Raw genomic sequence first — 12,718 nt, 5'->3', positions numbered from 1 at the left:
GGCAGGTGCAGGAAGTAATGAAACAGATATTATGCTTTGGGGATTCGAATACGTGGGGATTAGATGGAGAGACCGGAAAGCGTTTTCCGTGGGAAGAACGATGGACCGGAATCTTACAGGAAAAACTGGCGGACCGGGATATTAGAATTGTTGAGGAAGGTCTGTGTGGAAGAACGACCATATTTGAAGATCCGCTTCGCCTGGGAAGACGGGGAACAGAATTGCTTCCGACATTATTGGAGACGCACACGCCGGATGCAGTCGTATTGATGCTTGGAACGAATGACTGCAAAACCATATTCGGAGCGTCAGCAGAAATCATCGGAAAAGGAATTGCCAGGCTACTTGAACAGATTAATCAGTATGCAGATAAGATGAAGGTTCTTGTGATATCTCCGATCTATCTGGGAAAAAAGGTATGGCAGGACGGATATGATCAGGAATTTTCGCCAGAATCCGTAGAAGTATCAAAGAAATTAGAACTGGTATATGAAAAAGTGGCCGGAAAGTATGGCAAACGATTCATGCGGGCAGCAGATTATGCGAGTCCGTCGGAAGCAGATCAGGAGCATATGGATGGACAGAGTCATAAGATTCTTGCAGATGCGATTTATAGAAAATTAGAAGCAGAGATTTTATAGAAAAGATAAAAATCCGTTGTCAGTCAATGGTATGTCCTGTTTTACTGGAGTTCCGGTAAAGGGAACATATCAGGATAAGACAACGGATTTTCTGCTATCTTTTGGATGTAACTTCTGCAACGGATTTCCCGGTGATTAATTCCATTACCGTACTTTTGGCATCGATAGCGGTAAACACTCCTGCAAGAATGAAAATGGCCCCGAGATATCCCATCTCCGTGAGCTTCTCATGCAAGAAGATGAAGGAAAAAATCGCTGCAAAGATCGGTTCCAGGGAGAACAGGAATCCGGTATTCTCCGGTGTTGTATATTGCTGCACAACAGTTTGTACAACGAATCCGTAAGCTGAGGACAAGAGAGCAAGTCCAAGAACGGAGATCCAGTCCAACGCGGTGCTCGGAAATATCGGGGATCCGAACACCAGCAGACCGATTATGGAATAAAGACAGGTAAAGCCCTGCTGGTAGACTCCGAGTGCAAGTGGATCTACCTGTCTGGTAAAATAGCTGTTTAATACAATATTGATTGAATAACTGAAAGCCGAAAGCATACAAAGCAACGTTCCGGGCTTGACAGCAAATATATCACCGCCGTTGATCAGTACCATTCCGATTAATACGATAATGATTCCAAGCCTGACATGATGCTCCGGAAGTCTCCGGGAAATAACTGCATGAATGACCGGAACAAGCACAACGGTGGTGCTGAGGATGAATCCACTCTGAGAAGCAGTGATTGTATTTAATCCGTAAAGGATTGGCGTAAGGTTTGTAAAAAGCAGAAAGCCGGTGATGGCACTGTAGAGTAAAAGTCTTTTATTAACTTTCAGTAACCTTTTGAAAAATATAAGTACCAGAATCAGAAATGCGATTCCTGTACGCAGAGCCATCAGCATCAGAGGGGAAAGTCCCTCAATTCCAAGTTTCATAAATATATAAGAAGTTCCCCATGCCATAGAGCAGGTTGTAAGAATCAGATTGGCTTTTTTTGTCGACATAATCGGCGATTCCTCCTATGTAATAGTTTTCTTGTTTTTTATTATATAGTAGAATAGAATATAAGTAAAATTCATATTTATCATGATGAGAATAAGAAAACAAAATATTTTGAAAAATAATCAAAAAAGACATAAGGAGAATGTAGAATCATGAGATATTCAAAATATACAATTTTCTTAAAAGTAGTGGAATTAGAGAGCTTTTCAAAAACAGCAGATTTTTATAAATACTCTCAGTCAGCAGTCACACAGATTGTGAAGTCTCTGGAAACGGAACTTCAGATGACATTATTAAAACGAAGTCACGCAGGAGTGTGTCTGACTTCAGACGGAGAACAGCTCATCCCCTATATATGGGAACTGGCAATGGCAGAAGAAAGAATGTGGGAAAAAGCCGGAGAAATCACAGGAATGGACCGGGGACTGATCCGGATCGGGGTATTCAGCAGTATTGCGTGTCACTATCTGCCGGGGGTGATGAAAGAATTCCGAAAATTATATCCGGGAATTGATTTTGAACTGCATACGGGAGATTATTCCAAAATCGAGCAGTGGATTGCTGAGGGGCTGGTAGATTTCGGATTCCTGATCCGGCCGGTGCGGACGGACTATGATACCATTGACATTATGACGGATGAAATGCTGGCCGTTCTTCCAGAAAAGCATCCAATGACAGAAAAAACAGAGATTCCATTAAAAGCATTTGAGGATGAGTCAGTTGTACTGCTTCAGGAAGGCGGCAAGCAGGAAATCGAAGAACATTTCAAAAAGAATAAGATCGCACCGCACATTTCTTATTATTCCGGGGACGATTATGCAGTGATGTCTATGGTGGAAAACGAGCTGGGAATCGGGATACTGTCGGAACTGGTGATGAAAAGATGCGATTATCATATCGTAACAAGAAGTCTGAAACCGGAGCTGCACCGGGAGATTGTGATCGCGGTAAAGAATGAGAAGAATGCTTCGGTAGCGGTGAAGAAATTCCTGCAGTTTGTAAGAAAAAGGGAAAATCCTTGATTCGTGTATTTTTAAGTAATAAAATATGGAGAAGTGGATAGTGTATATCTATAAATAACAACATTTCAGAAAGGGAGCCTTAGAAATTGCTGGAAAAATTAAGAGAACTTGGAATCAGAGATGAGCTGATCCGTGAGATAACAGAATATAGGGAAACATACCCGGTAGAACAAGAATATGGTTCAAGAATTCCGAAACTGGAACAATTTTACTATGGAAAAGAAGTCTGGGAGCAGGCAATTACCGCAATTTTGTGTGGAGAAAATATTCTGTTGGCAGGTCCGAAAGCAACGGGAAAGAGTCTGTTTGCAGAGAATCTGGCGGGAGTATTTACAAGACCACGGTGGGATGTGTCGTTTCATGTGAATATGGATGCAGCTTCATTGATTGGTATGGATACATTCCGTGGGGGAGAGGTATCTTTCAGACCGGGGCCGGTGTATACAGCGGCAAAAGCCGGTGGATTTGCCATATTAGATGAGATCAACATGGCAAAAAGTGAAGCAATGGCAGTACTTCATGCGACACTGGACTTCCGGCGGACGATTGATGTTCCAGGATACGAACGTATGGAATTACATCCGGCGACAAGATTCATTGCAACGATGAACTACGGATATGCGGGTACAAAAGAACTGAATGAAGCACTGGTATCCAGATTTGTCGTAATCCAGATGCCGATGATTTCAAAGGAAAGTCTGATTAAATTAATAAGAAAGCATTATCCGGACATCAGGGAAGAAGGAGCAGGAGAACTGACATTTATGTTTCTGGAATTACATAAGAAATGTGAAAATGGAGAGATATCTTCCAAGGCTCTGGATCTGCGTGGTCTTTTAGGAGCAGTCGGTCTGATGGAAAAAGGACTTGATATATTTACGGCACTGGATATGGGAATTACCAATAAAACATTTGATGCCTATGAACAGACCCTGATTCGTGATACGATCCGTACAAGAATCTCGAAGAAAACGGTGAAGAAAGATTTGTTTGTGAAGTAGCAGGAAAGTAGTGTGTTATAGCATGGCGGAAATAGAAGAACAAGAATTAAGAGAAGCAAAAAGAGCATGCAATTTTATATGGGCGGCGGCAGAAAATTATGAACTTGAACCACTTTTCCTTGCATTTGCATCGAACGGAACGGCAGATATGTATCTGAATCTGATTATCGGTCTGACTTACAAATGGTACGATCAGGAGAAAATAGATGATTTTTTTAATCAGCTGGGAGGAAAAGACCGGGAACTGTATGAAGGTCTTCTTTGGATCGGACTTGAGAATGCATTGTACCAAAAAGAAAGAAAAATAAGATCAGTAATGGAAGAACTGCGAAGGGAGTATGCGCTGGATAATCTGAACCGTTACAGGAATTATAAAGAATATGCAAGGATAGAACAAATCCGGAATGCACATTGCAGAGAAATTTTGGGACAGCCATCCGAACTAATTACAGAAGAGGAAGAACTTCTGCATGCATTTTCCTATACGGAAGAGATGACAACGGATGAGATTCTGGAACAGACACGAGAGAATCTGTGGAAATATTTTTCTTATTGTCCGTCAAAAGCTGCGAAAAAAAAAGGTGTTTACTTTCTTCAGAAAGTTGCCGGAGCATTCCATTCTGTTGGAAAAGTGAGTGCCACATATGTACGGGCGAAGCATTATGAAGATAAAGATGTTGGCAGTGAGGAAAAAACAGGAGTTATAGAGCGGTCAAAGCATTATCTGGTGCAGTTCTCATTAAAAAATGATCCGGGGGAGGCAAGAATATATGTAGAAGCCTGCTTTGGCAAGAATATGTACCCGCAGACTGAGCAGGAAAGAATAGAGCGGGAGATATGTGTGGATAAACATAAGAATTGTCATGTACTCTTTACAAGAGGAAGATCAGGATGGAAAGAAAAGCAGAAGAGCAAAACAAAATTAAAAGAACTTTCGGAAATAGAAAGAAAACGAGAAAGACAGGAAATCCTGGAATTTCAAAAAGAATCTGCCCAGCAATATGAGAAAAATAAACAGTATTATGAGAAGAATCGTGCAATATACAGAAACAGTATAAGAAAACTTACAGAGAAATTACGCATCTGTCTGGAGACGCAGGACGAGACATTTCCAGAAATGGCAACGCACGGGAAGATCCATCCGAGAGAAGTATGGAAAGCAGTTTATCTGGATAATCCAAGAGTATTCGAACGGAAAGAAGAAGTGGAGATTCCGGGATTTTCAGTCGATATGCTGATCGATGCATCGTCTTCCAGAAAGCAGATGCAGGAACAGATTGCGGCGCAGGCATATGTCCTGGCAGAAAGTCTGGAAGAGTGTGGAATACCGGCACAGATATATTCCTATTGCAGTATCCGGGGCTTTACGGTGATGCGGATCTTTAAAGATTATGAAGAAGAAAAGGTTGGAAATGAATTATTCGGATATGTTGCGGCAGGAAATAACCGGGACGGACTGGCTCTGCGTGCAGCAGGATATTTGATGGAAGCAAGTAAGAAAGCAAAAAGAATTTTACTTGTACTGACGGATGCAAACCCTATGGACGACCAGAATATCGGTGAGGGAGCTTTTTATACGAACAAGGAATATACTGACCAGCCGGCAATAGAGGATACAGCAAGGGAAGTTCAGAGGTTAAAGCAAAAAGGAATCCAGGTCATAGGAATCTTCATGGGAAGTGCAAAATCCAGAGAGGTAGCAAGAGAGATATTCGACCGAGAACTGGTACAGATTCAGAATATTAATGATTTTGCCGGGGCAGTGGGGCGAGTGCTGGGAGAAGTGATGACGCCATAGGGGACGTGAAAAAGTGGCTTTTTCAGTGTCCCCTATGGCTTACAAAGCACATATATTAATAACAAAAGCATCTGGAGTTAATGTATGACCAGTCAGAAACTAGAAAATCTTTTAAATCTTGCACTGAATTCCGCGGAAGATGAGCGGGAAAAATCCTTGAATTTAAATGTTGGATATGATCCGCTTGACCGGGAATGGGATCTGATCATCAAATATTCCGTAAATCTGGACCGAGTCAGGAAGATAGCATCCAAAGTAACAGAACTTCAAAATGAATATGCAGTCATCCGAATTACAGAATCCAGAATCGACATCTTATCGGGAATTCCGGAAGTTGAATATGTAGAAAAACCAAAACGGCTGTTCTTTCAGGCGGCAGAAGGAAGGCGTGTGTCTTGTATCAATGCGGTACAGGATACACGCCTTTCTCTGTATGGACAGGGAATATTGGTTGCAATCATAGATTCGGGAATCGATTATGCGAATATAGATTTTCGAAATGCAGACGGAAGCACGAGGATTCGGTATCTGTGGGATCAGTCTCTGAATCCGGCAGATGGGGAAACAGCACCGGTTGGATACAGCATCGGTGTGGAGTATACGAAAGGACAAATAGATGAAGCATTAAATGCACAAACTGTATCAGAACAGAGAAGGCTTGTGAGAAGCCAGGACATTTCCGGACACGGTACGGCAGTGGCGGGAGTAGCAGCAGGAAATGGAAGAAACAGTGGAGGACGTTATGCCGGAGTTGCCATGCAGAGTGAATTGATCGTTGTAAAACTTGGTAATCCCATACAGGAAGGATTCCCAAGAACGACAGAGCTAATGATGGGGATCGATTATATAATAAGAAAGGCACTGGAGCTTCGGATGCCTGTAGCTGTGAATATCAGTTTTGGAAATACATACGGCGGACATGACGGGACGACACTTCTGGAGCGGTATATCGATGATGTGTCCAATATATGGAAGAGTGTATTTTGCATCGGAACCGGAAATGAAGCGGCAAGTGCCGGGCATACTTCCGGTAGAATTATTTCAGAAGGAGAAGAGACAATCCAGCTTGCAATTCAGAGCAGACAGTCATCGATCAGTATCCAGATATGGAAAGAATATACGGATCAAATAGAGATTTCGATCATCAATCCATCGGGAGTGCGGGTCGGACCGGTACCGGAGATATTGGGACCACATCGCTTCCGAATTGGTCAGACAGAAATACTGCTTTATTATGGGGAACCAAGTCCTTACAGCATTTCCCAGGAAATCTATATAGATCTGCTTCCGGTAGAAAGTTATCTGACAGAAGGAATATGGAGAATTGTTCTAAGTGCCGGGAAGATCGTGACAGGACAATATGAAATGTGGCTTCCAAGCGACAATGTATTGAACCGTGGAACAGGATTCTTGTTTCCAACAGATGCTACGACGCTCACAATTCCATCTTCTGCCAGCCGTGCAATATCCGTAGGAGCATATGACGCAAGGACATTTGCATATGCGGATTTTTCGGGAAGAGGATTTACCAGACTTACAAATATGGTGAAACCGGATCTTGTGGCACCGGGAGTGGAAGTTATGACAACAACAGTGGGCGGAGGATATGCGGCATTTACAGGAACATCCTTTGCCACGCCATTTGTGACAGGAAGTGCAGCGCTTTTGATGGAATGGGGGATTGTGAGAGGAAACGATCCATATCTATATGGGGAAAAAGTGAAGGCGTATCTGAGACGTGGAGCGAAAAAAGTACCGGGATTTGACGAGTATCCGAATGAGGAAGTGGGGTATGGGGCCTTATGTACAGCACAAAGTCTCCCCCAAATATGAAAAACGGCTGATCTGAAAAAGTAAATTTCAGTGCCCGAGTAATAAGGATAAAAGGTACATTTTTTTAGTGGGATAATGTTTCCAAAAGTGCTAAAATAAAATCATCATACATAAAGCGAGGCGTAAAACAATGAAAAAAATCAAGTGGGGCGTTATAGGAACTGCCGGAATTGCCAGAAGTTGTACCATTCCGGGAATGATACAGGCATACAACTGCGAATTATATGCAATTGCCGGAAGAAGCATAGACAAAGCTGAACAATTTAAAGAAAAATTCGGATTTGAAAAAGCTTATGGAAGTTATAAAGAATTGTTGGATGACCCGGAAGTGGAAGCGGTATATATTGCACTGCCAAATACTTTACATTATGAGTGGGCCGTGAAAGCTATGAAAAGCGGCAAACATGTACTGTGTGAAAAGCCGCTTGCACCGTGTGAAAAGCAGGTGAAAGAATTATTTGAAACAGCAAAAGAGAATCATGTATATCTTATGGAAGCTTTTGCGTATCAGCACAGTCCATATATCACTGCAATTAAGAAAGAAATAGAAGATGGAACGATAGGAGAAGTTTGTTATATAGATTCCGCATTTATCACATCGGATTATAATAAGGAAAATATCCGGATGAGACGGGAGACTCTTGGAGGGTGTACATACGATCTTGGAGTATACAACACAAGCCTGACGTTAGGACTTCTGAATGAAGAACCAGAAAAAGTCGAGGCTTCCGCAATCTTTTCGGAAGAAAAGATCGATAAGCTGACTTCTGTAGTCATGGAATTCGCAGATGGAAAGAAAGCAGCATTTACCTGTGGCATGACGCTTGCAACGAATCAGGACAGGAGACTGGACTGTCTGGAGATAGATGGAACGAAGGGAAGTATTACCGGAACCAAATTTGCATTCAATGGTGATGGAGAATTAAGCTATACGATTCGTACGGCTGAGGGGCAGGAAGAAGTAAAGACGGTAGAAGTTCCACAGAATTATCGCCTGGAGGTAGAACAATTCGGCAGATGCATCGATGAAAATGAGATTCCGGCGGTTACGGAAGAATTTTCGCTGAAAAATGCGAGACTTGTTGAGAGGATTCTGGAGGAAATCGGATATTAAGATGAAAAAGAATGAAAAGATCAGGACGCCGTTAGGAATTATTTCTGTTTTCAAGAATGAAATACCTGAAAGATATCATTGTGTAGTGGAACCGGAGATTTTACGTATCAGTGAGACGCATATAAGGATTCTGACAATAGATCAGGCCGTATCCTGGGGAGAAGAAGTGTATTCACCAAGACTTCATCAGAACTGTATGAATCCTGAAAATATTACACTATATCCACTGGAGATTGAGTGGAATGGGGATAAAGTTACGGTTTCAGATCATTATGGGATGAAAAAGTGGATAACCGGGGAAAAGTTACCGGAAATTCAAGACTGGAATTTAAAACTGAAAAAATTAAGATGTAATCCTTGCAGAAACTGTGGAAGATGTTAGAAAGCGAAAGAAAAGAGGAAAAATATGAATTATTCAGAATGTATAGAAAATGCAAGAACACGTATTGGAAATTATTGTAAGGCCTGTCCGGAGTGTAATGGACGCGCCTGCAAGAATCAGATGCCTGGACCTGGGGCAAAGGGAATCGGAGATACAGCTATCCGTAATTATGATAAATGGAAAGAAATCCGTGTTCAGATGGACACAATTGCAGAAAACAAACCGGTGGATACATCCCTGGAGCTCTTCGGAAAGAAGTTTTTATATCCATTTTTTGCAGGACCGGTTGGTGCAGTGGGATTACATTACGGCGACTGTCTGGATGATGTGAGATACAATGATATTCTTGTGTCAGCATGTGCAAAATACGGGATTGCCGCATTTACAGGAGATGGTCTCGACAGTAATGTGATGGTTGCTGCGACAAAAGCAATCGGGAAAACAGACGGAATCGGAATCCCGACTGTGAAACCATGGAACATAGATACCGTTGCAGAAAAGATGAAGATGGTTCAGGAATCAAAGGCATTTGCAGTGGCAATGGATGTCGATGCAGCAGGACTTCCATTTCTTAAGAACATGGAGCCGCCGGCAGGGAGTAAGACAGTAGAGGAACTTGGAGAGATCGCAAAGATTGCAGGAATACCATTTATTGTAAAAGGTGTTATGACAGTCAGAGGAGCCCTGAAGGCAAAAGAGGCCGGGGCATCTGCAATTGTAGTATCGAATCATGGAGGACGTGTGCTGGATCAGTGCCCGGCGACAGCAGAGGTGCTGGAAGAGATCGCCAGGGCAGTAGGGGATTCTATGAAGATATTTGTAGATGGCGGAATCCGGAGTGGTGTAGACGTATTCAAGGCCCTGGCACTCGGAGCAGATGCAGTCATCATTGCAAGACCATTTGTGACTGCCGTTTATGGAGGTGCGGAAGAAGGCGTAAAGTCTTATATAGATAAGATTGGAACAGAGCTGGAAGACACGATGAAAATGTGCGGGGTAACGAGTCTCAAAGAGATCACCAGAGCGTCTGTCTGGATGAAATAATTACCAGATTCCCATGATATGCTGCATTCCGAGACTTACGATGGTAATTCCGATCCAGCAGCATCCACCGAGCATAAGTGGTTTTCCGCCGGATTTAATCAATTTCACAACATTGCTGTTAAGTCCGATCGCAGCCATAGCCATAATGATAAAGAATTTCGACAATTCTTTTAACGGAGCAAATACATCTGCACTGACACCCATAGTCATACATACAGTTGTGATCACAGCTGCAATGATGAAGTATAAGATGAACATAGGAAATGCTCTCTTTAAGCTGAATTTGTTTGATGCTGAGTCAGCATTTCCAGATTTTGCAGCAGATTTTGCACGGATCAGGGACAATACCAGTGTAATCGGAATAATTGCCAGTGTACGTGTAAGCTTTACGGTCACGGCTGTATTCAGTGTTTCACTTCCGAGCTTCCACATACTGTCCCAGGTAGAGGCAGCAGCGGTGACCGAAGAAGTATCATTAATAGCGGTTCCGGCAAATAATCCGAAAGAGCTTCCACTTGTAGTGTCAAAGCCAAGTGCACTTCCAAGTACAGGGAAAAGTACGGCAGCGATAACATTAAAGAAGAAGATTACAGAGATTGCCTGTGCAACTTCAGTATCATCTGCATCGATGACCGGTGCAGTGGCAGCGATCGCAGATCCTCCGCAGATGGATGAGCCGACCCCTACGAGAATCGAAGTATTGGATGGGACATTCATGATCTTGCGGAGAACCCACGCAATGATCAGAGAAGTACTTATCGTACATACGATGATCGGAAGGGATTGCTTTCCAGTCTGTAGAATAACACCAAGATTCATTCCAAATCCAAGCAGTACAACAGCTGTCTGTAAAATAATCTTAGAAGTCCATTTGATACCTGGTTCGGCTTTTCCTTTATTGGTCCATACTAGTGTAATCAGCATTCCGGCCAGGATCGCGATGACAGGTCCGCCGATAACCGGGAAAGCCTTTCCAAGAAGCCATGATGGAATCGCAATCACAAAACAAACCAGTATACCGTTTAGGTTTTTGTTAAAAAAATTCATGTTTTTTCCTCTTTCTCATTCTTTTATTGGTTCATACGGGTTTCCACTAGAGATTATAACACTGGATAACAATAATAAATAATTATATAATATTATCGAATGATAATAAAAAATTATTAAAAAATCAAATTGACAATGAAAGGAAAAAGATTATGCTGGATTTTAGAACAGATACATTCCTTGCAGTATGTGATACAATGAATTTCACAGAGGCGGCAAGAAGGTTACATATTACGCAACCGGCAGTTTCGCAACATATTCGTTTCTTTGAAAAGGAATACGATGTCAAGTTGTTTTCTTATTGTAATAAACAGTTGTATCTGACTCAGGCAGGAGAGATACTTAGAAAACGGCTGATGACAATGAAAAATGATCAGCTGGCAATTATGAATGAGATAAGAAATGAATCCCATAAGATGGAATCACTTTCCATAGGAGTTACGATGACGATTGGAGAATATGCAATTGTAGATAAAATAGCAGATTTCCTGATCAGCCATCCGGAGATAAACCTGCATATACATTATGGAAATACAACGCAGCTGTTGACATTGCTTGATGAAGGAAGGATTAATCTTGCGCTTGTAGAGGGCAATTATCCGAAGGAAAATTATGAACATAAAAATTACAGTACGGAAGAGTATATAGCAGTTTGTGCCAGAGATCACACATTCAAAGAAAAATTTCCAGAAACAATGCAGGAACTGGTGAAGGAGCGCCTGCTTGTACGTGAACCGGGATCCGGGACAAGAAATATTTTAGAGGAGTTACTTCTTGCAAGAGGAATGGGGATAAAAGATTTTCTCCATTATACAGAAGTGGAAAATATGCATACAATTATCGGGCTTTTAAAAAGAGATTGTGGAATTTCATTTATGTATAAGATTGCAGTAGCGGATGAACTTAAGAATGGAACATTGAAAGAAATCAGACTTTCAGATTTTAAAATGCAGCATGCTTTTGATTTTATCTGGGAAAAGGGCAGTATTTATACAGAAAAATATATTGGAATATGTGAGGAACTTCTGAAAAAAGAGAATATCATATATTGATTAGTTGTACTTATCGATAATGAAAGAAAGTACAAATCGGGAAGGATGGGAATCATATGATGACAAGAGAAGAAGCATTAGCATACGGAATGTCTTTTGACAATGTATATGAAGAAAAGCCATTCCGTGATCCAAACTGGCAGCTGGTGCGGATCAAAGGAAGTAAAAAAACATTTCTGTGGATCTATGAACGGGAAGGCTATATCAATCTGAATGTCAAAGTGAATCCGGAGTGGAGAGACTTCTGGCGCTCGACGTATGAGTCAGTGACGGCCGGGTATCATCTGAATAAAGAACACTGGAATACGATCATTCTGGATGGGACTGTTCCGGAAAAAGAGATTAAAAGAATGATCGCAGAAAGCTATGATCTGGTTACGGACAGTCCGACAAAGAGAATTTACGAAGCAGTGAAGTGTATTCCAAAAGGGCATGTGGCAACTTATGGGAAGATCGCAGAGATGGCGGGAGACCCCAGAATGGCAAGAGCCGTGGGCAATGCACTGCATAAGAATCCGGATCCGGAGCATATTCCGTGCTTTCGTGTGGTCAATGCGAAAGGAAAACTGGCCGGGGCATTTGCGTTTGGTGGAGAGGATGTGCAGGCAGAACTTCTTCGGGCGGATGGAGTCGAAGTGATAAACGGCCGGGTAAATCTAGAAAAATACGGAATAAAAGCTGCCAGTGGCAGACTTCCAGAGATTTAAACGCCATGTAGGATAGACCAGAGGGAGTGTGGGAAAATAACTTTTTCTATATTCCAGGTGGAATAGTATGAAGCGAAGAAAC

The 12,718-nt window shown here is 42.1% G+C and carries 12 protein-coding genes; 10 read left to right on the top strand and 2 right to left on the bottom strand.

All coding sequences use genetic code 11. From position 1 onward, the window contains the following. The first annotated feature begins 17 nt into the window (after positions 1-17). Entirely contained in the window at positions 18-641 is a 624-nt protein-coding gene (locus GT508_RS00385; RefSeq protein ID WP_055282367.1) for a GDSL-type esterase/lipase family protein, read from the top strand. A gap of 94 nt (positions 642-735) precedes the next feature. Here the strand turns inward: GT508_RS00385 and GT508_RS00380 are convergent, their stop codons facing one another. Continuing rightward, a complete protein-coding gene (locus GT508_RS00380) occupies positions 736-1,638 on the bottom strand; it encodes a DMT family transporter (RefSeq protein WP_055282371.1) in 903 nt (300 codons plus the stop codon). A 150-nt stretch (positions 1,639-1,788) separates the two neighbouring features. Here GT508_RS00380 and GT508_RS00375 point away from each other — a divergent pair, with 150 nt between their 5' ends. From GT508_RS00375 to GT508_RS00345, 7 genes are all read left to right on the top strand, one after another. After that, positions 1,789-2,658, top strand: a complete 870-nt coding sequence (locus GT508_RS00375) for a LysR family transcriptional regulator (RefSeq protein ID WP_055282372.1) — start codon at positions 1,789-1,791, stop codon at positions 2,656-2,658. A gap of 86 nt (positions 2,659-2,744) precedes the next feature. Further along, positions 2,745-3,659: an AAA family ATPase gene (locus tag GT508_RS00370; protein WP_161143322.1), complete on the top strand. Its 915-nt coding sequence runs from the start codon at positions 2,745-2,747 to the stop codon at positions 3,657-3,659. A gap of 22 nt (positions 3,660-3,681) precedes the next feature. Further along, positions 3,682-5,457 carry a hypothetical protein gene (locus GT508_RS00365; RefSeq protein ID WP_192934759.1) on the top strand — a complete coding sequence of 592 codons (1,776 nt, stop codon included), beginning with the start codon at positions 3,682-3,684 and terminating at the stop codon, positions 5,455-5,457. Positions 5,458-5,541: 84 nt separating this feature from the next. Further along, the gene (locus tag GT508_RS00360; RefSeq protein ID WP_161143321.1) at positions 5,542-7,290 is read left to right on the top strand and encodes a S8 family peptidase; all 1,749 of its coding nucleotides are present in this window, start codon (positions 5,542-5,544) and stop codon (positions 7,288-7,290) included. A gap of 130 nt (positions 7,291-7,420) precedes the next feature. Further along, a complete protein-coding gene (locus GT508_RS00355) occupies positions 7,421-8,404 on the top strand; it encodes a Gfo/Idh/MocA family protein (protein WP_055282416.1) in 984 nt (327 codons plus the stop codon). Position 8,405: 1 nt separating this feature from the next. Further along, positions 8,406-8,786 carry a hypothetical protein gene (locus GT508_RS00350; RefSeq protein WP_118309229.1) on the top strand — a complete coding sequence of 127 codons (381 nt, stop codon included), beginning with the start codon at positions 8,406-8,408 and terminating at the stop codon, positions 8,784-8,786. Between the two features lie 24 nt (positions 8,787-8,810). Further along, complete coding sequence (locus GT508_RS00345) at positions 8,811-9,830, top strand: alpha-hydroxy-acid oxidizing protein (RefSeq protein ID WP_118309230.1); 1,020 nt, start codon at positions 8,811-8,813, stop codon at positions 9,828-9,830. On the opposite strand, the gene GT508_RS00340 is transcribed toward GT508_RS00345, so the two are convergent. Continuing rightward, positions 9,831-10,877, bottom strand: coding sequence for a YeiH family protein (locus GT508_RS00340; RefSeq protein ID WP_138375482.1), 1,047 nt, complete (start codon positions 10,875-10,877; stop codon positions 9,831-9,833). It lies immediately after the preceding gene. A gap of 152 nt (positions 10,878-11,029) precedes the next feature. On the opposite strand from GT508_RS00340, the gene GT508_RS00335 reads away from it, so the two are divergent. Both GT508_RS00335 and GT508_RS00330 read left to right on the top strand, forming a co-directional pair. Then, positions 11,030-11,929, top strand: coding sequence for a LysR family transcriptional regulator (locus GT508_RS00335; protein WP_055282425.1), 900 nt, complete (start codon positions 11,030-11,032; stop codon positions 11,927-11,929). 56 nt (positions 11,930-11,985) lie between these two features. Next, positions 11,986-12,636, top strand: coding sequence for a methylated-DNA--[protein]-cysteine S-methyltransferase (locus GT508_RS00330; protein ID WP_161143320.1), 651 nt, complete (start codon positions 11,986-11,988; stop codon positions 12,634-12,636). Positions 12,637-12,718: the final 82 nt, after the last annotated feature.

The sequence above is a fragment of the Dorea sp. BIOML-A1 genome, assembly GCF_009875615.1.
Lineage (GTDB): Bacteria > Bacillota > Clostridia > Lachnospirales > Lachnospiraceae > Dorea_A > Dorea_A amylophila.
This window is presented reverse-complemented; position numbering and strand designations above follow the sequence as displayed.

Excerpts from the sequence above, each read along its gene's own strand:
- GT508_RS00365 (WP_192934759.1), top strand. The coding sequence starts at position 3,682 with ATGGCGGAAATAGAAGAACAAGAATTAAGAGAAGCAAAAAGAGCATGC.
- GT508_RS00360 (WP_161143321.1), top strand. The coding sequence starts at position 5,542 with ATGACCAGTCAGAAACTAGAAAATCTTTTAAATCTTGCACTGAATTCC.
- GT508_RS00375 (WP_055282372.1), top strand. The coding sequence starts at position 1,789 with ATGAGATATTCAAAATATACAATTTTCTTAAAAGTAGTGGAATTAGAG.
- GT508_RS00330 (WP_161143320.1), top strand. The coding sequence starts at position 11,986 with ATGATGACAAGAGAAGAAGCATTAGCATACGGAATGTCTTTTGACAAT.
- GT508_RS00345 (WP_118309230.1), top strand. The coding sequence starts at position 8,811 with ATGAATTATTCAGAATGTATAGAAAATGCAAGAACACGTATTGGAAAT.
- GT508_RS00355 (WP_055282416.1), top strand. The coding sequence starts at position 7,421 with ATGAAAAAAATCAAGTGGGGCGTTATAGGAACTGCCGGAATTGCCAGA.
- GT508_RS00340 (WP_138375482.1), bottom strand. The coding sequence starts at position 10,877 with ATGAATTTTTTTAACAAAAACCTAAACGGTATACTGGTTTGTTTTGTG.
- GT508_RS00385 (WP_055282367.1), top strand. The coding sequence starts at position 18 with ATGAAACAGATATTATGCTTTGGGGATTCGAATACGTGGGGATTAGAT.
- GT508_RS00350 (WP_118309229.1), top strand. The coding sequence starts at position 8,406 with ATGAAAAAGAATGAAAAGATCAGGACGCCGTTAGGAATTATTTCTGTT.
- GT508_RS00380 (WP_055282371.1), bottom strand. The coding sequence starts at position 1,638 with ATGTCGACAAAAAAAGCCAATCTGATTCTTACAACCTGCTCTATGGCA.
- GT508_RS00335 (WP_055282425.1), top strand. The coding sequence starts at position 11,030 with ATGCTGGATTTTAGAACAGATACATTCCTTGCAGTATGTGATACAATG.